General features: G+C 47.9%; 16 protein-coding genes and 1 tRNA gene. 11 read left to right on the forward strand and 6 right to left on the reverse strand.

All coding sequences use genetic code 11. The features are described 5' to 3' along the window. The first annotated feature begins 35 nt into the window (after window positions 1-35). Window positions 36-1,079 carry a hypothetical protein gene (locus HYX48_06255; GenBank protein ID MBI2743501.1) on the forward strand — a complete coding sequence of 348 codons (1,044 nt, stop codon included), beginning with the start codon at window positions 36-38 and terminating at the stop codon, window positions 1,077-1,079. Here the strand turns inward: HYX48_06255 and HYX48_06260 are convergent. Genes HYX48_06260 through HYX48_06270 form a run of 3 tightly spaced genes read right to left on the reverse strand, consistent with a single transcriptional unit; the run spans window position 988 to window position 3,960 of the window. Then, window positions 988-2,736, reverse strand: coding sequence for a HEAT repeat domain-containing protein (locus HYX48_06260; GenBank protein ID MBI2743502.1), 1,749 nt, complete (start codon window positions 2,734-2,736; stop codon window positions 988-990). The two genes, HYX48_06255 and HYX48_06260, sit on opposite strands and share 92 nt — an antisense overlap. A 7-nt stretch (window positions 2,737-2,743) precedes the next feature. Next, on the reverse strand, window positions 2,744-3,085 hold the full coding sequence (locus HYX48_06265) for a histidine triad nucleotide-binding protein (protein MBI2743503.1): 342 nt from the start codon (window positions 3,083-3,085) through the stop codon (window positions 2,744-2,746). 8 nt (window positions 3,086-3,093) lie between these two features. Then, window positions 3,094-3,960: an MYG1 family protein gene (locus HYX48_06270; protein ID MBI2743504.1), complete on the reverse strand. Its 867-nt coding sequence runs from the start codon at window positions 3,958-3,960 to the stop codon at window positions 3,094-3,096. A 223-nt stretch (window positions 3,961-4,183) separates the two neighbouring features. Here HYX48_06270 and HYX48_06275 point away from each other — a divergent pair, with 223 nt between their 5' ends. Genes HYX48_06275 through HYX48_06285 form a run of 3 tightly spaced genes read left to right on the forward strand, consistent with a single transcriptional unit; the run spans window position 4,184 to window position 11,142 of the window. Then, window positions 4,184-6,532, forward strand: coding sequence for a hypothetical protein (locus HYX48_06275; protein MBI2743505.1), 2,349 nt, complete (start codon window positions 4,184-4,186; stop codon window positions 6,530-6,532). Then, window positions 6,529-8,976 (forward strand): type II toxin-antitoxin system HicA family toxin, encoded by a 2,448-nt coding sequence (locus tag HYX48_06280; protein MBI2743506.1) that lies wholly within the window; start codon window positions 6,529-6,531, stop codon window positions 8,974-8,976. The genes HYX48_06275 and HYX48_06280 overlap by 4 nt, the downstream gene beginning before the upstream one ends. Before the next feature lie 45 nt (window positions 8,977-9,021). Continuing rightward, complete coding sequence (locus HYX48_06285; protein MBI2743507.1) at window positions 9,022-11,142, forward strand: hypothetical protein; 2,121 nt, start codon at window positions 9,022-9,024, stop codon at window positions 11,140-11,142. A 165-nt stretch (window positions 11,143-11,307) separates the two neighbouring features. On the opposite strand, the gene HYX48_06290 is transcribed toward HYX48_06285, so the two are convergent. Next, window positions 11,308-12,531, reverse strand: coding sequence for a DUF1207 domain-containing protein (locus HYX48_06290; protein MBI2743508.1), 1,224 nt, complete (start codon window positions 12,529-12,531; stop codon window positions 11,308-11,310). Between the two features lie 132 nt (window positions 12,532-12,663). Between HYX48_06290 and HYX48_06295 the strand changes: the two genes are divergently transcribed. The 6 genes from HYX48_06295 (at window position 12,664) to HYX48_06320 (ending at window position 19,047) form a co-directional block, all read left to right on the forward strand. Continuing rightward, window positions 12,664-12,736, forward strand: a tRNA-Ile gene (locus HYX48_06295). Window positions 12,737-12,843: 107 nt separating this feature from the next. After that, window positions 12,844-14,277 carry an SDR family oxidoreductase gene (locus HYX48_06300; protein ID MBI2743509.1) on the forward strand — a complete coding sequence of 478 codons (1,434 nt, stop codon included), beginning with the start codon at window positions 12,844-12,846 and terminating at the stop codon, window positions 14,275-14,277. A gap of 2 nt (window positions 14,278-14,279) precedes the next feature. Then, the gene (locus HYX48_06305) at window positions 14,280-15,650 is read left to right on the forward strand and encodes a deoxyribodipyrimidine photo-lyase (protein ID MBI2743510.1); all 1,371 of its coding nucleotides are present in this window, start codon (window positions 14,280-14,282) and stop codon (window positions 15,648-15,650) included. Between the two features lie 178 nt (window positions 15,651-15,828). After that, window positions 15,829-16,167: a hypothetical protein gene (locus HYX48_06310; GenBank protein MBI2743511.1), complete on the forward strand. Its 339-nt coding sequence runs from the start codon at window positions 15,829-15,831 to the stop codon at window positions 16,165-16,167. A gap of 32 nt (window positions 16,168-16,199) precedes the next feature. After that, window positions 16,200-18,152, forward strand: coding sequence for a S9 family peptidase (locus HYX48_06315; GenBank protein MBI2743512.1), 1,953 nt, complete (start codon window positions 16,200-16,202; stop codon window positions 18,150-18,152). Window positions 18,153-18,156: 4 nt separating this feature from the next. Next, a complete protein-coding gene (locus tag HYX48_06320) occupies window positions 18,157-19,047 on the forward strand; it encodes a glycosyltransferase family 92 protein (GenBank protein ID MBI2743513.1) in 891 nt (296 codons plus the stop codon). Window positions 19,048-19,058: 11 nt separating this feature from the next. On the opposite strand, the gene HYX48_06325 is transcribed toward HYX48_06320, so the two are convergent. Further along, complete coding sequence (locus tag HYX48_06325; GenBank protein MBI2743514.1) at window positions 19,059-19,478, reverse strand: ester cyclase; 420 nt, start codon at window positions 19,476-19,478, stop codon at window positions 19,059-19,061. Between the two features lie 253 nt (window positions 19,479-19,731). On the opposite strand from HYX48_06325, the gene HYX48_06330 reads away from it, so the two are divergent. Then, entirely contained in the window at window positions 19,732-20,076 is a 345-nt protein-coding gene (locus HYX48_06330; protein MBI2743515.1) for a hypothetical protein, read from the forward strand. 14 nt (window positions 20,077-20,090) lie between these two features. Here HYX48_06330 and HYX48_06335 read toward each other — a convergent pair whose 3' ends face one another. Further along, window positions 20,091-21,017 (reverse strand): FkbM family methyltransferase, encoded by a 927-nt coding sequence (locus tag HYX48_06335; GenBank protein MBI2743516.1) that lies wholly within the window; start codon window positions 21,015-21,017, stop codon window positions 20,091-20,093. Window positions 21,018-21,077 lie beyond the last annotated feature (60 nt).

A 21,077-nucleotide genomic window follows, 5' to 3' on the forward strand; every position in this document is an offset into this window, starting at 1 on the left:
TCATTATTATATAACGACTTTAATAGAGGTTAATCATGGCTACAGCGACTCCTGCATTGGACCCAACCGCTAGAAATCTAAATTTAGATTTTAAACGCGTAGAAGAAGACCACTCTGGCGATTCTAAAGGCGGTGGAGGTGCAGGCGTAATGGCTACACCCACATTTAACCGTTACGTTGAGCTTCTGCCCAATCTCGACCACCTCTGGTGGGAGTCGACCTACAACTGGGCTGGTCTCGCCGTTCAAGTTATTTATATTATTGCTGCTGTTGCAGCGACAATCCTCGCAGGGCTTTTGGAGCCCGTCTATATACCCCTCGTTGGCATGTTGGCACTGATCTATGCGGAAGATATCTACACTAAAGGAGCTGGCTTCTTCTATCAGCTCGCTGCAGCAGAAAAGAGAATGGCTGAGGTAGAGTGCGGAGTTCATGAGAAACTAAAAACAGATTGCTATGTCGCCATAGCCCAAATGAAAGTTTCTGCACCGCTAGAGTTTCGATCTGGCAAACTTGAAACGCTAGCTCCTGTTATCGCTAGGGCCCTCTACTGGACCGAGCGCCATGATAAGCTCTTCCAAGAGCAGCTCCAATTAACTCAAAAAGTTGAAAACGCTGCAGCTCAACCGATTGCGAATCACAATGAACTTGAGGCAGACTTAAAATTGCGCACTCAAGTTATTGCAACACGTGAGAACATGCTGATCGCAAAGGTTCATGCAGCCTACTTCCGTGCGATCGTAATCAACCCCTATCTGAAGGGTGATATCCATACAAACGTCTCTAGAGCGGCGAGAGACCCAAGCGCTCTCTGCACGATCGATCCAATTGCAGCTCCACTTCTGGTGCACGATCGCGGACTCTCTGCATCTTTACAGGTCCCGCTGCGTTTTCCCGTTTTTCTTGAGACTCGCGACAAGAAACAACTTCTAAGAGAACGCGTAGCAAACTTGGCGATCGACGAGATCACAAAAGAACTTTTAGATGTCAGTGATACAAGCACTGAATCAGAGCTGAGGCCGCTACAAGGCGCTGAACCTGGAACGGCTCCTTCAGAATCTCAAGAAGGAAAGGGATAGAGCTGCGGTCTCCGACGTGGCCTATCGCCTCTAATATATAGAGCTTCATCTCGCGGTTCATCCGCGGGTAGATCTCTTGCAGCACCTTGATGGCAGAGCTCTCTCCGCCCAGGATGGCCATGATGAAGGCCGCCTGCATACGGATCTTCGGATCGGAGTCTTCAAGCAGCGCTTCGACAAGGGTTAAACACTCATCACTCCCCTCTTCTATCAGAGTGGCAGCTGCCGCTCCACTCACTCCCCAAGTCTGATTTTTCAAAAATCCTTTTACCGCGTCGACAGCTTTGGGATAGCGCATGATGCTGAGCACCGAGAGAAGATCGAGCTTCACAAGCTGGTCGACAACCATCGGGTAGTGCGGGATGTGTTCGATGTGGCTAACTCTAGAAGGGCTGAGAGTGCGAAAGAGAGGATTGAGGTGGTTATCCCACATCCAGAGCTCCTTCTGCTCTTTTGCAAAAAGGGAGTAGAGCACGTCGCACGCCTGCTTCGTCTCCTGCCTAAGCCCGATAAGCCCCATAGCCAGATTGACCTGCACGTAGGGATCGCTGCTCTGTCTGATTAGATCTTTTGCAATCCCCAGTCCCTGCACACCAGAGAAGGCAACAGCAGCGGACGCGAGGCGCCGCATCTGCGGATCGCGCTCCTGAATCCACGCTCTGAGGCGCTCCTCTCCCACCTTCTCTCCATTTACGAGCGCCACCCATGCCGCTGTGATTGCAACCTGGGGTGTAGAGTCGTTGAGAGAGGGTGTAATGATCTCAAGGATCGGCTTTGGAGAGCCGCGCAGATCAAGGAGCCCTAAACAGTTGAGAGCGGCAAGCCTGACCTCAAATGAGGTGTCATTCAAAAGAGGAAAGAGATCCTCGATGCGCTCGTGAAGCTCTAGGTGGGCGATAATCTGACAGGCGAGCTCTCTAAGGCCAGCTCTTTTGCTCCGCAGTAGCTGATCGAGATCGGCCTTCTCCACCTTCTCATACATATTGACAAGAGCAAGCATCGCGTAGCCGCGCTCCTCGATTAACGTCCTCGGATTGGCGATAAGCTCTTTTAATAGCTCTTGCGCAGCGGCAATATTCAGCTGCCCCACCGCCTTAATCACCTCAAGTCGCACATACCAGACCTTCTCCTCTTTAAGCATACGAAGGAGCTCATCTCGAAGAGGCGCATCTCCAAAAGCCGCTGCAAGTCGCACGGTCATGGCACGTAGCCAGGAGTTTGTGCTGCGCAGCTCTTTTAATAGCAGAGGAACCGCTTTAGCATCGCGCGTCGCACAGGCTCCCAGAAGAGAGCTAAACTTCACCATCGGCTGAGACGAGGTGTCCCCCTTGTTGAGCACTCCCCAAGCGAGCATCTCCAGCATAAATCTCTCATCGGGCTTCATGCCAAACTGGGTCGTCGCTCTTTTCCACTCTTCGATCGCATCGATCTCATCCCCCTTTTCACAAAGTGCGCGAATCAGGGAAATCTGGAGCATCTTGGATTCAGGAAAGAGGAGCTTGCCGCGCTTTGCCTCTTCAACTGCCGAGTAGGGATCGCGCAAAAGAAGATGGGCAGAGACTCTCCGGCCCGCCTCTTCGGGCGTGCCTAGATCGGGATCGTATGCGATGAGCAAGCACGGAATGGCGAAACACACAACAGAGAGAAGTGCCCTCATTGCAATATCACCCCACTCCAAAATGGGACATGCGCTCTCCACCTAATAAGTGGAAGTGGAGATGAAAGACAGTCTGGCCGGCATCCGCTCCACTATTCGTAAGAAGCCTGTAGCCATCCTCGATTTTAAACTCTTTTGCAAGCTTCTGCGCCACTTGGACAATCTCAGCAATGAGAGGGAGGTCTTCTTCTTTCACCTCATGCAGACAGGTGATCTCCTTTTTTGGCATGATCAGAATGTGCACAGGAGCTGCAGGTGCGATATCTTCAATCGCGAGAATCCGCTCGTTTTCGAACACTTTTTTCGAGGGAATCTCACCTCGGATGATCTTAGAAAAGATACTGACCATTTTACCTCTCAAGTTTTCAAACTTTTTTCAAGAGCCTTGAAAACAGCCTCTTTCGTCTTCCAGATCGAGATGAATCTACCCTTGTGGCAGAAGACCGCTCCATCGATTCCAGAGACGCGCTCAAGCTCCTGATCGCGCAAGCCTCCCCAAGGCTCAGGAAGAGCTCTTCTCAGCTTCATCCTCTCTTCCGAATTGGGAGGAATGGCGCGCAGCTTCCACCCTTCGCTGCTGGGCATGATGACAAAGAGGGCTGGGTGGCGCTCACCGCCAAGCTCAAAAAAGCTCTCGAGCCAGGGAATCGGTTTTTCGAAGAAAAGGTAGGGCAGAGAGGCTGCCATGCTCTCTTCTACGAGCTTTCTGCAAGCGAGAATGTAGCGGTAGCGCTCGAGCAGACGCTTAAGATGTCCAAGTACAAACTCTAGCGCCTGGTTGAATGCCTCATTCTGAATGGCCTCCTCAGCTTCATAAGTTGGGGGGACGAAATTCGCAATCACAATCGAGAAGGTCGCAGTGCCGACAGGTGTTGAGCTTCTTCCCGTGTCGTGGGCATCCACACCTAAAATCAGAGAGCGGTTAAAAAAGTCGTAGGTCGCAGAGTCGATCTTTCCGCTATCTTTCAGGTAGAGAAGCACCATCCCAGCACTGCTCATATCCCCCTTGTAGGAGATCTGGTGGTGGTCGAAGCGCTTCTTTGCAGGATCGTAGATGCCGCCTACATCGCAGACATATTCACATTGTGCGAGCAGCTCTTCGCTGCGCGTGCGCACCACCTTATCTCTGTCTACGAGACCAAAAAGGATGAGCAGAGCGCATGCTGTTACCTCGTCAGCATGAAAAGAGCCATCATGAGTCCCCACACTGCGTAAAGCTGGCATAGAGTCGACCTTCCTTGCATCGATATGTAAAATTAAAATTTTAATTTACATTCTATTAAGAAAACTAGGGAAAAGAGCGGAAAATATAGAGATCACCCCCTTTTCTAGCAAATTTCCCATCAAAAATTAATTTTCAAAACATGAATTAAACAGATACTAAAAGTTGACCATTTCTCTACTTAATGTTAAAATCTATATTATTTTTTTAAATTTTTGGTTTAAAATGACAAGCACACGCCCACTTTCAAGCTCCTCCCCTGCTGCTGGCAGCAGCGCCGGCGCCGCAGGCCCTGATGAGACCACTGCCGCTCCTGCAGAAGGCAAAGCCGACAGCAAAGCCAGCCAAGTCGTAGCAGCTCTTGCGCAGAGAACTCTGGAAGGAAAGGGCGCCTCGTCGCGCGTTCTTGCAGAAGTTCAGAGCACCCTTGGTCTGGAAGATGTAGAGCGCCAGCTTCCCCACACACCCAAAGTCGATCTGAGATTTTTAGATAAGGGAGACCGCACACTACTCAGTAGGATCTTCGGATGGTCTTTAACAAACAGATTGTCTCTTGCCGACATCCTCCTTTTCGACCTCTTCTACCACCTGGAGGAGATCAGACCGCTTCTTTCCGCCTACCACACAAAGATGAAATTCGCCGCTGCTGGTGGAGTAGTCCACACTCTAGATGAGATATTTCAGCGCTGTTACGCAGAGATGGCAGTAGGTTATGTAACCCTCATGGTAGAAGATAATCGCGTTCAAGGACAAAGCGATTTTGCGCAACACGTGACGACAGATGCAAGCAGCAAGAGTAAGTGGGTTCTTGGATTAGATCGAATCAGCTGGACAGGTAAGCTGGATCTGATGAAAAAAATGGTGAAAGAGATCGCGGGTGTCTCACCTCAACTTAAAGGCAAAAAACAGTATCTCAATGCGGTGGTAGATAGGATCGATCTCCTGTGCAAAATCCTTAAAAGCAGCGAGGCTCTTCCTCTTCTTCTTAACCAAGACCTAAGAACGCTAAAAAAACACTTCCCCACTGCGGCCGATCTCCAAAAGGGCTCTCCAGAAGCCTGCTTACTAGCTCTAAGAAGTTTTATTAAATTCGTCTCTTCTATCTTCGTCTCTGCCAGGGAGTTAAGATATCTCGCTTGCAACCCCATCGCATTTGAAGGGCTGCAAAAATGCTTAGACGAGGCCCCTGACCAGTCAAAAGAGGAGGATATTCAGAAGTTCAAAAAGGAGTTAAGTTGGAGTATCGACGAGCTTTTTAAAATCCACGACCAAGCCTGCGTAAGTCTCATTCTTGCACACCAGGGAAGGTTAACCCATAAACAGTGGCTCGCAGGGTTTAATATCGAAACAATACGAGCGAAGAGCCAGGAAGAGTTCATTGGACAGCTCTTTATGACTGCTATGGAATGTGCCTTAACAACGGGCTTTATCCAAGATATTATGCACATCTATGACAGGCGCGTTCTTGTCGCTCGCTCTCCTGAGACCTACGCGACTATCGAAGCTGTCTACTTCAGACTCAACACAAACCTCGATTGGCTATTCCGCCAATGCGGACCTGAACAGATTGTAGAGCGTCCTCATCTGCAAAGCGCCCTCGCCTCCCTCTCTACTTCCATGCTGCCACAAGCAGACAAGGTGAAAGCTCACCTGCCTGGTTTTGATGAAAAGCTTGCAAGATTGTGGCTTCCCTTCCTGCCAAAAACTAGCGAGTTCATCCAGATATTTAAAGAGTTTCAAAGCATGCTGCAAGATGCAAAAGGAATGTATGGCGTCTGGAGAAATTTCATTCGCGACAACTTCATGCATGTTATAGAAAACTATGACGGTCTCCTGGAAAAGCTCGATGAGCTAAGAGAGCAGAATTTAAAAGGTATAGAAGAGTTCTTAATGGGCCTCTCTGCAGAGGAGTTTCTAAGCTGCGGCCCCGCCTGGTGCAAATTCTTCGAGGAGTACTGCTTCAGCGTCGGCCTAGATTTCTGCCGCGCATCCATGCTTGCGAAGGACATGGAGGGGCTGCTCAGCTTAAACCCCACCATCAATAGCGCCTCCGGAAGACATCTGGTTCCTGAAGAGCTCAGTAATTTCATGACTCTCGACGGAATCGAAGAGGTCATGGAGAGAGTAAGAGCTGCGAAGTTCAAGCCGATGCGCGAGGATACTACTGGCCGCCCACATCGGGAGCCTCGGGCAAGACAAGAGGTTGCAGAAGGCGCAGGAGCCGGCGCAGCCGCACCTCCTGAAGCGCGCACCGAATCGGCCGCAGAGAGAGCGCAGCTCATGTCGCTTACCGCAGCACCTGCTAAGGCCGCAGCAAAAGCCGCAAAAGCTTTGACACGTGAACAGACCATCAAGCTCCGCAGAGGCATGAAGAACCGCAAGATCCTTGCACTCGTAAAAGAGCTGTTTTTTGCAAAAAGGCAAGAAAGCTCTCACATGCAAATGCAGAACAAAGAGACCGGACGGATGGCCACATTCCTCGCCCCAGTCGGCAGCCACAAGCATCTCAAGCCAGGAATGCTCCATTCTTATGAAAAGAAACTCAACGAAGGCAAAGAAGGTAAACGATCATGACAAGCACACGCCCACTTTCAAGCTCCTCCCCTGCTGCTGGCAGCAGCGCTGGCGCCGCAGGCTCCGATAAAAACGACGTAAAAGGAGCAGGAGCTGCTCAGCAGCAAGCGACCTCTCTGCTGGTTCAAAGACTTTCTGAAACAGTATCGATCAGCCTAGACCCGGCACACGAGCCCTCTAAAGAGGAGAAAGCGCGCATATTTACTGCCGCGATGAATTTAACTTCTAGAGAGGACTACCGCCCAAAAAAAGTTACTCCCTTCAAACTAGATCTGAAACCGGCTGAACGGGCGCTGATAGAGGAGATGTTTAAAAGCTATGCACTTCACGATGCGATCTGTCTCTATGATCTCTGGGAGTTTGATCTCTTCAAGTCTTTAGAGACTCTACTAAAATATGTGCCAGAAAACGTAAGAGAGCTCCTTCTGAGGAACTTTTGCGCCCACTTTATGTACACCTACGTGAGCCTCTCGGTAGAGAGATGTCGAAGGGAGCTCCCGGAAACAACCCCTGACATGCCCTTCTTAGAAAAAGGGAAGGAGAAGGCGGGGGAGTTTTACATGGTGGCCTCACGTAAAGAGACTACCCGCATCTATGAGGATCTGCTTAAGGGAATCTCCCAAGCTACATTGCAAGTAAGAGGCAGATCGAAAACAGTACAGGGATACTTTAAAGCTGTAGAAAAGAGATTAGAGCTTGGAATCAAGTTTCTCTTCCATCCTCAGGCCACTCTCTTTCTTTGCGACAACACGCTTGTTGAATTGTGGGAGTATTTTCCTCAAGCCAAGGCTTTAAAAGAGGGGGGCCGCGAAAAAGCCTTCGCAGATCTTTTAGCCTACTCTAACTTTGTGGCTAAAGGATTTTCCGATGGGTGTAAAGAGAGAAGACTCTCTGTGGACTGCGTTCTCTTAAAGCCCTTCATTGACGAGCTCGCTTCTTTTGCAAAAAAGCAGAATAAAGTGGGTGCGGATTCAAAATTAAGAGGTGTGCTTGCCGAAATGCTGATGATGATGGGAGCAACGTCAGAAGATCTCTTCTCAAATCTTGTTTCAGCGATGGCAGGTAAGCTCACACATGAGCAGTTCGCAAAAAGAGCAGGCATGCAGATTGAACAAGCAAAACCTCAAAGGCTTTTTGTGCACTCTCTCTATTTTAAACATTCACAGCAGGGAATTCTCTGCTCTTTTGTTCAAGATTTTCTCCACATTCTAGATACTCAGATCTTCGTTGGTAGAGGCTCTGTCCTTACAAATACAGGCATGCATAGAGTTAATCTTAATATGGCTTATCTCTTCCGAAGAGCTGAAGAAGAGTTCTCTATTACTGATCCAGCTCTAACAGGCGTGCCCTCCTCTCTTTCGACCGCAAAAAAAGAGGAGCTTCGCACACTTCTTACGACGATGCGTCAAGAAGCGCACCATATGGTTTTCAATAGCACATTCACAATTAGGCCAGAAGTTCTGACCATGCTCTACCATCGCTGGTCAATGATCAACAAATGTGGTCAAGGCCACGCTTTTACAATCTGGTTCCCCTTTCTTGGGGAGATGCAGAAATATATCAAAGCACTCGATAATCAGATTCCTGTTCTGGAAAAACTGAGACCGTTCTGTCTTCAGCGCATTGAAGAGTTTTTAAAAACACTAGATGCCGCAGAGCTCGCTGCACACAAAGAGGAGTGGATCGCCTTCTTTGAAGAGGAGTTCTTCCATGCGAGCGTGGACTTCTGCTCTCTGGATATCCTTAGAGATGATGTGGACGCGGTGCTTACGCTGCAGATGAGCAGCCCCTCTTCTCAAGAGAGCGTCTTTCAACCCGAACTTTTAAGCTACATGTTGGGTGAAGGGGTTGCAGATCTTGTCGACCGCCTTACTGCCCCAGCAGCTGGCGCTACAGCCGATACAGCCGCGTCGCACGAAGATGGAAAAGAGGACGCAGAAGCAGCAGCATCTTCTGTAACAACAGCAACCGTTGAAGTAGCAGCATCTGCCGGTGCCGGTGCCGGTGCCGGTGCAGGCGCTGGGGCTAGCGCCGCTGGAGCAGTACAAGTCTCAGCAAAGCCAGGCCTTCCGATGCGCGAAGATTTAAAAGGAAGAGTAGTGAGAGTTCCAGTGCGCGTTAGAGTAGAGACGGCCGCAGCGCGAGCTGCTGTTCTCTCTCTTGACGCAGCCGGGGCAGCGCCAAAACGAGAAGCTCCTAAATTTGAAAAGAGAGTGCGCATCATCGACAGAAACATGAGACTGAGAGATCTTTTCAGCCGCCTGGAAAAAGAGTATGGCCTATGTGCTGTAAGGATAAGTGGTTCTCACTTTCAACTCGATAACAACGATGGACTCAAAGTGACAGTTCCTAGACACACGACCCTCAAGCCGGGAACGGCGCGTGCTATCGAAAGAACGATCACCGAGTATGTCGAGAGCAAGGCCGAGCACAAAGAAGAGTAGATCTTTTTAAGTAGAAAAGACTATTTTGAGAGCAAATAGGCTCTCATGGAAAGATACCTCTACTCAGCCCACTACGACCTGGCGTCGCCAGACGGCTTCATCAAAGAGCTCAAGCCTCTTGCGGATGGAAGTGTGGAGGCGCACGTCCGGATTGAGAACATCGCCCCGACGTTTGCGGGCTTCCGCATCGACCGCGAACACGTCATCTTCAATTTCAAGAGCACTCTCGCCCAGCTAGGTTTAAATGCCGTAGGCAAAGAGTGTCTGCTCGATTCTAAGAAGAATACTGCAGAGATCCGCGTGCAGCTCTTTGCGATTGGCGACATTGCCAAGAAGATGCTGCCTCTCATCACAGAGGGGGCCTACATCGGCAAGCTCTTTGCCGCAGACCCCAGAAGGCGCGTGCGCACACCAGAGTATCTTTTGCGCATGTTCGGACGGTCGGATAGATTGGGACGCCCTCTTTTATCTCTTGGAGGATTGCAGGGCAGCGATCAGCTCATTCTGGAAACGATCGAGGGTCGCGTTGTCGCCTTCTTAACCCTTCAAGAGGGCACGATCGAGTATGATGATAAAGTCTATGGTTTCCTCCCCGTAATCGCAAAAGCCCTTCACCGTCCGGAATTTAGCCTGCGCGCACTGCTGCAGATGATGCAGGTCTGGAATACTGAGTCCAACCGCGTTGTCGAAGAGGGCAAAATCCTTCTCGTCCATACACTCCCCCTACACGTTAGAACCGTATTTGGAAGGGTCGCAGAAGAGCTGCTTCCGCATGGGCTGCACCACACCTCAGCGTCGATTTTAGATCCGACAACACGCGCCTCCGGAGATGTCTATGAACTGTATGGATCATCCCCCAAAGAGCTCACAGACATTCCTCTTGAGTTTTACACACTGGAGCCACACCGAGAACACGTCTTTTTTGCCGACCGCGACCAGCTGCAGAGCTGTTTAGAAGACCCGACCTACATCTTCCGCGCTTTCGACACCGCGCCGCCAAAAAAGAACCTCCATGCTGCTGCCTTCATCGTCAAAGGCGAGCAGCTTCTCAACCTTAAATCCACCGACTGGGTCTCAAGAGAGCCTGTTAAAAGCGAATTTCCGGGCTTAATTCACCCTGGCAGGCAAGCACTGATGGTAGAGCGGTATATCCATCAGCAGCCCAGCTATCCCATTTTAAAGAGCATTGAAGATGGCATCATCTCGAGCGAAGGAATCCTCTTTGTCCGCTACTTCCCCTCCCCTCTGATGAAGAAGATGCTGATCGGCGATCTGGTGCAGCGCAACTTGAAGGGAATCTACTTTGAGAACCCCTCCTACTCTTCCGGAGACTTCTTCTCGCACGAAGACCGTTCGATGCTTCTCGACCTTGCAAAGTTTGCAATCCCGATCTTCTGGGCCGACCGCACAAGCGGCAAGGTGCTGCAATATGTGCCCAAGCCCGAGAAGGATTGCGGGATGTTCGTTCCTATTCCTCTTGTCGAGACCTTCTTGAAGGCTGTCTCCTTTGGCGTTTACGGATCGAATCTCATGCCAGGGGCTGATTTTGAACAGGAGCTCATCGCCCTCTTCAACGGCCTTAAAGAGCTGCGCAGAGAGAGCCACCACCCTTCGCTAAATCGAGAGACGCCGATTGCGATGATCACAGGCGGCGGCCCAGGCGTTATGGAGCTGGGCAATAGAGTTGCCAAGTCGCTTAACATTCTCTCCTGTGCAAACATCGTCGACTTCCGCCCCAAAAATGGAGGCGTCGTCAACGAGCAGAAGCAGAACCCCTACATCGACGCCAAGATGACCTACCGCATCGATCGCCTTGTTGAACGTCAAGCGGAGTTCCACCTCGACTTCCCCATCTTCTTAACGGGAGGCATGGGCACCGATTTTGAGTATACGCTTGAAGAGGTGAGAAGAAAGGTGGGCTCGACTGCAGCGACGCCCGTGCTTCTCTTTGGAGAGCCAGAGTACTGGCGTCAGAAGATCACTTCGCGCTTCCAGTGCAACCTAGCAAACGGCACCATCGCCGGCTCAGAGTGGGTTAGCAACTGCTTTATCTGCGTAAGAAACGCCCCAGCTGCCTTAAGGGTCTACAGAGACTTCCTGTCCGGCAAGCTCGCCATTGGCAAGCAGGGGCCCATCCACAAAGATGGCTTCGCCATCTACGAATAACCATACAAAATAATAACAGGATCTATTTTGGAGTGCGGCGACCTGGCGCCGCTTTTTTTAACATCGACTCGGCGATGTTTCTTCGAAGGGAGATATCGACAAGTCGATATCGAGAAAAGCGGCGCCAGGTCGCCGCACTCCAAAAAAGAGGGAAGCGATATTAGCCTACCAGCCCCAAGAGAGGCCGATCTCGTAGTACTTCACGCGCTTCTTAAAGAACTGTCCTTCATACGAGAAGCCCTGGTGGTAGTCCGCATAGATACGCATCTTTCGGCCTACACCCTGGAGCTTACTGAGTTCATAACCCGCTTTGATGGTCGTATCGAGGGACCAGTTACGCACCTGCCAGTTCTCTAAGTGGATCGCAAGAAACGGCGTTCCATACAGTCGATGGTAGTCGAGCTTCTTTCCAAAGAGGCGCAGCTCCATTCCATACTCTACGTAGAATGTCTTCATCGGGAATGAGTCGTCGCTATGCACAATCACGCCGGGACCAAAGTAGCCCCTGAAATCTTTTGAGAACTGATACGATGTAAAGAAGTCGATCGCTTCGAAGCTCGGGTTCTTTCTCTTGTGCAAGAATGAGGGATGGTTGACCAGAAACTCATCGCCCAGGTGACTTGAGATGTGGTAGATGCGCGCACGGAAGGCCCATCTGTCCGCAGCATAAGAGAGCGGGATTCCCACTAGATAGTCGGTGTTGATAAGCTCCGACGTCTCATGATTACTCTTGTGCGGGACGTCTTGATAGTTGAAGACAGCCCAAATGCCCGCTTGGATGCCAATCTGAAGATCGCCGTGCCAGCGGAAGACATCTCTCCAGCGAAACAGAGGGAAGTCATCCCCCATTGCAACAGCCGCAGCTACCTTCCCTACCACCTTATCCGCACCGCGGTAGGCAACATAGTACATCGGCTCGCGAGGATCTGCGATCATCGGAGGATAGAGTACGGTCGACTGCGGGAACCAGACACCGCCCACACGAGGCTCTGTGAGCTTCTTGCTCTGCTCAAGCTCCGCTTTTGACGGCTCCTTCACCTCAACCGACTTCACTCCCGGCACACCCGAGACAAATGCTAAAATACTATTTGATAAGAGGTCGTTGTGAGGCAGGTTTGACAAGTAGACATGGTGATCTTTCACGATCACACGCACGCGCTGCTCATAGTAGTGCATGTCGACAAGCGCCTGGATGTACCCCTCCAGATAGGTGTCGGTCATCTCCTCATACTCCCCTTCAGGAAGGCTATCCGCACGTGTCAGCGCATAGATATCCACTTTAGCTGCAGCCACTAGATCAGGCGCATCTTGCACCTCATCAACCGCCGCATCGGCATACAGGGAGAGACAGAGAGTAGAAGTCAGAAGGGTCAACAATCGTTTTTTCATTGCAGTCACTCACAAAATTTCTTTTGACGATTTGCAAGGTATAAACAAACACCACGTTTTGTCGCAAAGAGAAAAACAACTGTAGGGATTGATTCTTACACACACCTGAGTTAGGATTGGGAGCTCATCTTTGGGGCAATAGCTCAGTGGTTAGAGCAGCGGACTCATAATCCGTCGGTCCATGGTTCAAACCCATGTTGCCCCACTTTTCAACTCAATATTCTCTTGCCTATCGTCAGCTATTTCAAGCACAACAATTTTCATAGATTACTCATGGAGTATTAGTTTATAGAAGTTTTTTAAGAGAGCATTATGAAAATCTTACTTACTGGAGCTAACGGGTACATTGGAACGCGTCTTCTTCCTCGCTTGGCAGATGAGGGGCATGAGATATACGCGCTAGTAAGAAGCCGCTTTCGAATTGAGATTCCCGAGAAATTTCAATCTCAACTTCATATCATTGAAGCTGACCTCCTTAATCCCTCCTCCTTGTTGAAAATTCCTAACGAGATCGATGCAGCCTACTATCTAGTTCATTCAATGAGCTCTTCGCAAAAATTCTCCGAATTGGAGGCTGCTTCAGCAAAAAATTTTGTAAGTCGATTGGAAAACACACAGGCAAAACAGATCATCTACCTAAGCGGCCTTTCAAACGAAGTCCACCTCTCTCGTCATTTGGCCTCGAGAAAACAGGTAGGAGAAATCCTTAAAATGGGAAAGGTTCCTGTGACTATTCTGATGGCGGGAATCATCATCGGCTCGGGAAGTGCTTCATTTGAGATTATCCGAGATCTTGTTGAAAAGCTGCCCGTTATGGTTGCCCCAAAATGGCTTAAGCAGCTAACTCAACCGATCGCTGTACGCGATGTCCTAACTTATCTAACGCTTGTTTTGGGTAATCCTGCCTGCCTTGGCCACTCCTTTGAGATCGGAGGCCCAGATGTCATGAGTTATAAAGACCTTCTATTAAACTTTGCTAAAATGCGAGGGTTGAAGCGGAAAATTTTCACGGTTCCCGTACTTACACCGCGGCTTTCTTCCTACTGGTTATTTTTTGTGACTAGGACCAGCTTTCCACTTGCGCGCCTGCTTGTCGAAAGCCTGATTAATAATGCAGTTTGCAAAGAAAATCAAATTCACAAGCTCTTTCCCAGAAAGTTGCTCTCTTATGAAGAGTCTCTGCAACTGGCCTTCACTCGTATCGAGGAAGATTGGGTTCCTTCAAGCTGGAAAGATACTTTAAGCGGCTCTTCTTTAAATCCAGACCTTTCGATTTATGTCCACATTCCCAAATTCGGCATCTTGAGCGATAGACGCACCGCTCCTTTTTCTTGTCCTGTGCAGCAAGTGCAAAAACGGATCTGGTCTCTTGGCGGAGACCGAGGTTGGCTCACAATGAATTGGGCTTGGAAATTGAGGGGCTTTTTGGATAAATTAGCAGGAGGACCTGGACTGCGTCGAGGCAGGACTCATCCGACGCGGCTGAAAGCGGGAGATGCTCTTGATTTCTGGCGCGTTTTATTAGCGGATGAAAAGAATCGACGTTTACTTCTCTATGCTGAAATGAAATTGCCAGGTGAAGCGTGGCTTGAATTTGAGATCATCCCTCATGAAACAGGAGGAGTTCTGAAACAGACGGCATCCTTCCGCCCCAATGGGCTCTGGGGTAGATTTTACTGGTATAGTCTTTATCCGTTTCATGTTCTCATTTTCAGCCAAATGGCAAAGCAGATCGCAAAAGGATAGAAATGAAGATGAAGTTTCGAAGATCCCTCTTTTTATTCAGGCGCGATTTACGGCTTGAGGATAATACAGGTCTCATTTTTGCATTGAAGTCCTCTGAGGTTGTCATCCCCGCCTTTATTTTTACATCAGAGCAGATCGAGAGAAATCCATTTAGAAGCGATCACTGCCTGAAATTTATGATTGAATCTCTCGAAGATCTCGAAAGTCAGCTAAAGAAAAAAGGAGGTAGACTCTTCCTTTTTAAGGGAAAGTCAGAAGAAGTTGTAAGTAGATGTGCGCGCGAGCTCAACATCGAAGCTCTGATCGTAAATCGCGATTATACTCCCTATAGCCAGCAGAGAGACGAAAAGCTTGAAAAAGTCTGTAAAATGGGTCGAATTCCATTTTACTCTTTCGATGATGCTCTCCTTCATCCGCCCGAGGAGACTCTGAAAAAAGATGGGAAGCCCTACACGATTTTCACACCCTATTTTCGCAATGCTTCAAAACAGAAAGTTCTGCCTCCCGTGCAGAACCGAGGAACCAACTACTTCCATGGACAGATCCCCTTTGCAGAAGATAGGTCGATCTATCCCAAGCAAACTATAGAAAATGGGTTGATTGGAGGAAGATCGGAGGCTCTCAAAATTCTCAAAAAATTGGGCTCCTTTAATAAATATGGAAAACTTAGAGACTACCCATCAGAAGAGTACTCTACAAATCTCTCTCCCTATCTAAAATTCACCGTCTGCTCTCCTCGAGAAGTGTATGCGGCAATCTGCCACAATTTAAATCCACACCACGAGCTGATCCGCTCTCTCTACTGGAGAGATTTTTTTACATCGATTGCATTTTTCTTTCCTTACGTTTTCAAAAGTGCTTTCCGTCCCAAATTTGATAAGCTCAAGTGGTCCAATAACAAAAAGGCTTATCAAAGATGGTGCGAAGGCTCTACCGGCTTTCCGATTGTAGATGCTGGTATGAGAGAGATGAACGAAACAGGTTTTATGCATAACCGCGTGCGAATGATTGCAGCCTCTTTTCTTGTCAAAGACTTACACATCGATTGGAGATGGGGTGAAAGATACTTCGCTCAAACTCTAATCGATTACGACCCTGCTGTTAACAATGGGAATTGGCAATGGGTCGCTAGCACTGGAAGCGATGCTCAGCCCTATTTTCGCATTTTCAACCCTTGGAACCAGCAGAAAAAATTCGATCCTGAATGCACCTACATTAAGAAATGGATTCCTGAACTTCGAGATTTGCCACCTAAAGCTATCCATGCATGGCACGAGGAAAAATATCGCGCTGGCAGCAGAAGCTATCCAGCTCCAATGACCAATCACGAAAAGAGCGCAAAAGAGGCTCTTCACGCCTACAGATCACTCTAATTCAGCAGGCCTTTGATGAGCCACTTCAATAAGAAAGTGCGATAATTCGCAGTGGCTCAAAAGAATCAATTTCCGCTATAACTTCACGAAATTAGCTACTAAGAAGCGGCTTGTAATTTCGAATAGTGCGGTTATCTGGAACCGAAAGGAGCTCTGTCATTTGGAAGAATCAGACTACGTGACGATCGTCACCACTGTGCCAGAAACGCATGCTGGGGCGGTGAGAGAGGCGATGGGCCGAGCTGGAGCTGGCAAGGTGGGAAATTACTCCTTTTGCAGCTTCTCAGTGAAGGGCGTTGGACGCTTTATGCCTAGCAAGGGCTCGAATCCTTTTATCGGAAAAGAAGGAGTAATGGAAGAAGTTGCAGAAGAGCGCATTGAAGCGATCTGCAGCCGCTCAATTTTGGAGCATGTACTAGAAGAGATCAAAAAGGCTCATCCTTACGAAGAGACCGTAATAGACATCTATCCTGTCTATGAAATCGGAAGGAAAAAAGCAAAAGGTGGAAAGCAATGAACACTTCAATTTGTAAATGGTTAGTGGTGATTATGTCCTTTGGAATTGTACAGCAGCAGCTTTGTGGAGAAATTTTAAAAGAAGAGCTCTTCGCTAACCCCTCGCTGATTTCAGCAAAAATCAGTCCTGATGGAACCACTATCGCTTATGTAGGAGCCGATGAAAAGGGCATCTCCAATGTGTTCATTAGCGCAAAGGATGGCTCCACAGCCAGCCGTGAACAGATCAGCTTTTTTACTACTCCTGAAATCATTCAATTCTTCTGGTCTGGTGATAGCAAGAGAGTCCTGGTTTTGAAGGATGAGAATGGGACGGGAAGATTGAATTTACATGGCATTCACGTGTATTCGAAGAATGATCTCGTTTACACAGAGAAATTTCCCAAGGTTAATGCGAAAGTCATCCAGATCAGTTCTAAAAAGAACAGCGCTGTTATCGGATTAAACAACAGGAATCCCCACTTCCACGATCTCTATCTTCTCGACTTGGATTCTGGTGATTTTAAACTGCTATTTGAGAATGATTCCTACGCCAAATTTCTGGTTAGCGACAATTTAGATCTCATATTAAAAATGCGCATCAACGATGAAGATGGCTCTTGGACTGTTTTCGACTCCAATGATGCTGTTTTTATGGAGCTAACTTCTTCTGAGGCATTCCAGACCGAATTCCTCTCCTACAACGAAAAAACCCGATCTGTTTATCTATTGGATAATCGATTCTCAGATACAAATCAGCTAGTGGTTAAATCCCTGTCTACTTCAGGTGATGAAAAGGTATTGGGCGCTCAATCCAATAGCGACGTCGACGATGTTCTTTTCATCAGAGGAGAGCCCAGAGCATACGCCTCTTATTACGAGCAGAAAAAATGGCATGCGATCGATACTGCTATTGAGAAGGATCTTCTTTTTCTTGAGGATCACCTAGGCCCTGATTTTGATGTAACTAGCAGCAGCAGCGATGGGAACTTGTGGGTTGTTGCAAAAAGCTCCCCTCACGCAGGAGGAGGGCTCTGGATCTATGACATAAAGGCTCAAACTCTCTCTCCACTGCATGCTTCCAAGTCAGTAAGCAGCAGCTTCTCAAAAATGTACTCAATGGTTGTCACTGCTAGAGATGGGCAGAAACTCGTTTGCTACTACACCCTGCCCAAGGGAGTCGATAAAGGCGGATACGTCGACAAGGCCATTCCTCTTGTTGTAGTCCCCCATGGCGGACCTTTCAAAGTGAGAGATAAATTCCGATTCAATCCCTATCACCAGTGGCTGGCAAGCTGTGGTTATGCTGTACTCAGCGTCAATTTTCGCCTCTCATCCGGGTTTGGAAAAGCGTTCGTCAATGCGGGTAATGGTGAATGGGGAGGAAAAGCACATTTCGATGTCATTGATGCAGTTGAGGCTTGTATCTCCAAAGGAATTACAGAAAGGGGGAAATTAGCGGTTTTTGGTGGTAGCTATGGGGGATATGAATCACTCGCCTGCCTCACCCTCTCTCCTGATTATTTCACCTGTTGTGTGGCTATTTGCGGCCCTTCCAATCTCAAGACCGTTCTAGATAATGTGCCTAAGTTCTGGGAGTTTACCTCAGCTCCTCTTTCGGATAAGACCATGTTTTTTACTAAACAAGCTTTTATCACCAGCACAGGGGGCAATCCCGGCGATCCAAAAGGAGCCCAATATCTACAGAAGTGCTCTCCCTTAAATTACTTGGAAGCCATTAAAGCCCCTCTCCTTTTAGTACATGGTAAAAATGACCATATAGTCGCCGAAAAAGAGTCTGAGCAGATCTATAAAAGCATGAAATCCAACCACAAAAAAGTAACGTACATTTTATTCCCAGATGAGGGACATCGATTCGCTAAGTTTGCCAATAAGATGATGTATTTAGATCATGCCGAGCGTTTTCTGTCTCAATACCTAGGAGGAGACTACCGTCCGGTTAACTCAAGCGTATTAGCAGACTCAAGCGCTCAAGTTATGAATTAGCTAGATGCAAAAGTTGTTTGTTGCTCTTCTGCTTCTTTTGTCTCCGCTTGACTGCTTTGCGCAGTATCGATTGGCGATCGGGGCGATATTTAGGAATGAAGCTCCGTGGCTTAAGGAGTGGATAGAGTACCACCGCTTGATCGGAGTCGAACACTTCTATTTGTATAACAACGAGAGTTCGGACAACTATTTGCAGGTTCTAGATCCCTACATTGCAAGTGGAGTTGTAGAACTTACAGATTGGCCCTCTATCCCTGCAAATATCGATTATAGATTTAATCCCACAACTCCAGAAGGGACCATTGTAAAAGCTTACAATGATATGGTCAGAAGAGCGTTTAGGAAGGCAGATTGGCTTGCAATTGTAGACATCGATGAATTCATTATGCCCTTGCAAGGCATCTCACGCTTCTTTGCTTTTTTGGATAATCTGCCTCATAAAGTTGGCGCCCTCTCAGTCTATTGGCACATCTTTGGAACTTCAAACACCTGGAGTCTTAGTGAAGGAGATTTAATGGTGGAAAAACTGCACTTGTGCACTGAAAAATCCCATGAGTGGAACCGGATTCCGAAAACTTTTTATCGCCTTAAAGCACTCCCCTCGCTTCCAGACTGCTGGGTGCATAATCCCGTCTCACTTCCTAACAGATACATTCAAATAGAGATGCCGCGCGATCTCTGCAGAATTAACCACTACTGGACGCGTACAGAAGAGGCGTGTTTAAGAAAAAGGCTTGGAGCTTATTCCTACGAAGAGTTAAGCGACGCTTCTCGGAGAGAATTCGACAAGTACAACACCACCCTTAATGCTGTCAAAGACACATCCATGCAACCCTACATCCCCCTTCTCAAGGCTAGGCTGCAAGCTCAGACCAACCATGCTCAGGAAATGTAATGAGGATCTGGCTAGCTAATTTGATCGAGGAGGTGCTTCATATCGAGATATGCCCAGTATTCTACAATTTGGTTCTGGGATACGCGGTAGACGGTAGCTCCCGCGTAGGAGATGGATCTTCCTGTTGGCCTAATTCCTTTAAACTCTCCTTGATGTGACCCTTGAGCTTGCCATTGAATTGCAACAAGATCTTTGTCGCAAATGAGTGATCTGTTTTTCACAACCAGATCAGGAAATGCGTTGAGCCATGTTTGAACAACATTTTTCATAGACCCAGGTCCGTAAAAGTCTCCAAGCAGACTATGAATCACACAGTTTTGATGAATGAGTTCATCTATGGCTGTTAGATTTTTCTCATCCCATATTTGATGAGCATAAGTTTCTGCTACTAGTTTAGGAGCATCTTTTTCGTTTGAGGAGTGGGATTTCATGTGCTGTTTTTCTCTATTTTCCAATCTTTATAGCAGAACTTCATATTTACTATAAAAATCTATAATTCTTTTTATTTATTGATTTTTTAACTAAAAATATATAAAATACACGCTTTAAATACACGGGAAAATCACCCTCATGAGCGCTCTGAGCTACATAATTAGAAATACGGTAAGAATTGATTCCACTTCCTTTGCTAGAGCATTCTTCGACAAAAATTTTCTTGAGAATTGGATAGACTTGTCAGAGCTCATGGCAAAATATCCCACTCAAATTCAACTGCAAGGAGCTGTAGTCTCTTTTGATGGACCTGTTGATGGTACTGTTGTCATCCTCAAATCGATCTCAGCATTAAAAACAGCTATTATCGCAATCTATGCAATAGGACTTGCGATGTTGACCTACTTCGCAACTGAGCTCCTGCTTACAACACTTGCTGATAATAAGATCTCTATATTTGACGGCATGGATGCTGGCACCATTCAAACAATTAGCTTAGTGGCAGCAGCAGTTATAGGTGTTGGCACGGGCGGCCTTGTCTATGCATTTGATGCGCTTCCTTTCGATCTCAAGTTTGGAGCCTACGGCCTCGCTTAAAGAACTCCCCTCTCTTACCAGTCGGGTAGGGATTTTGACTTGGCGATAAGGGGCAAGATTCTTGGAGCATCTTTAGGGAAGAAGGCGATGTAGTCGTGTCCCCTCAGTCTCTCGACAGTGCATCCAAAAGACTTGAGCTTCCGGATTGTGGCTGTAATCATCTTTCTAATGTGTTTTGGAGCGGTGTCAAAGTTTGTACCGCCCATGATTTCGATGATGATCACGGGCTTGTTTCTTAAGATAGTGGCTCTTGCTCCATCCAATACTGCATTTTCTTGACCCTCAACATCCATCTTGATCAGAGAGACGTTGTTCAAATTCAGAGAGTCGATGGTTAAGAGATCGACAAACTTTCCGGACCCTCCATTTATCGCAGTTCCCGCTTCATTCACTTCAACAGCGCCTGTTAAGGGCAGCGGAGTAAGCTCAATCTTTCCAACACTCGCTCCTGCGGCAGCCCAGAAGAAGTGGACATTGGAAACCTGGTTGAGAGCCATGTTCATGAAAAGCTCTCTAAAGATCTTAGGCTGCGGCTCAAAGGCAATCACCCGGCCATTCGGGCCAACAGCCCTCGACATAACAATTGTATGCAGCCCAATATGTGCACCAAGATCTAAGGCCGTAGAGCCAGGAGCGGCTTCACTATCGATGATCACTCTGATGAAAGGCTCCCATGAACCGCCTCTTCGAAGATGGTTCTTAACGAAGTCGTTGATGGGATCGAGATAAAATTGTCCATGCTCTCTAACATCAAAAATAGAGTAGTTTCCATAAGGAAATTGATCGATAAGCTCGATCATCTCTAAACAGCCCGACCCGATAATTTTTGAGTCGTAATACCCGCAGACAGGCACATCTCCATATTCAGAGGATTTCGCCATATCTGCATGCATAGAAGTAACACTTAAAAAACTGAGCAGGCCAATTAGGACGTTTCTCATCGTTCTCTCCGGAAATTTTGATTTAGAGACTGGTATTGTACACGGGGTTGAAAAAAGCGA

It is taken from the genome of Chlamydiales bacterium, assembly GCA_016185065.1.
In the GTDB taxonomy this organism is placed as follows: domain Bacteria; phylum Chlamydiota; class Chlamydiia; order Chlamydiales; family Rhabdochlamydiaceae.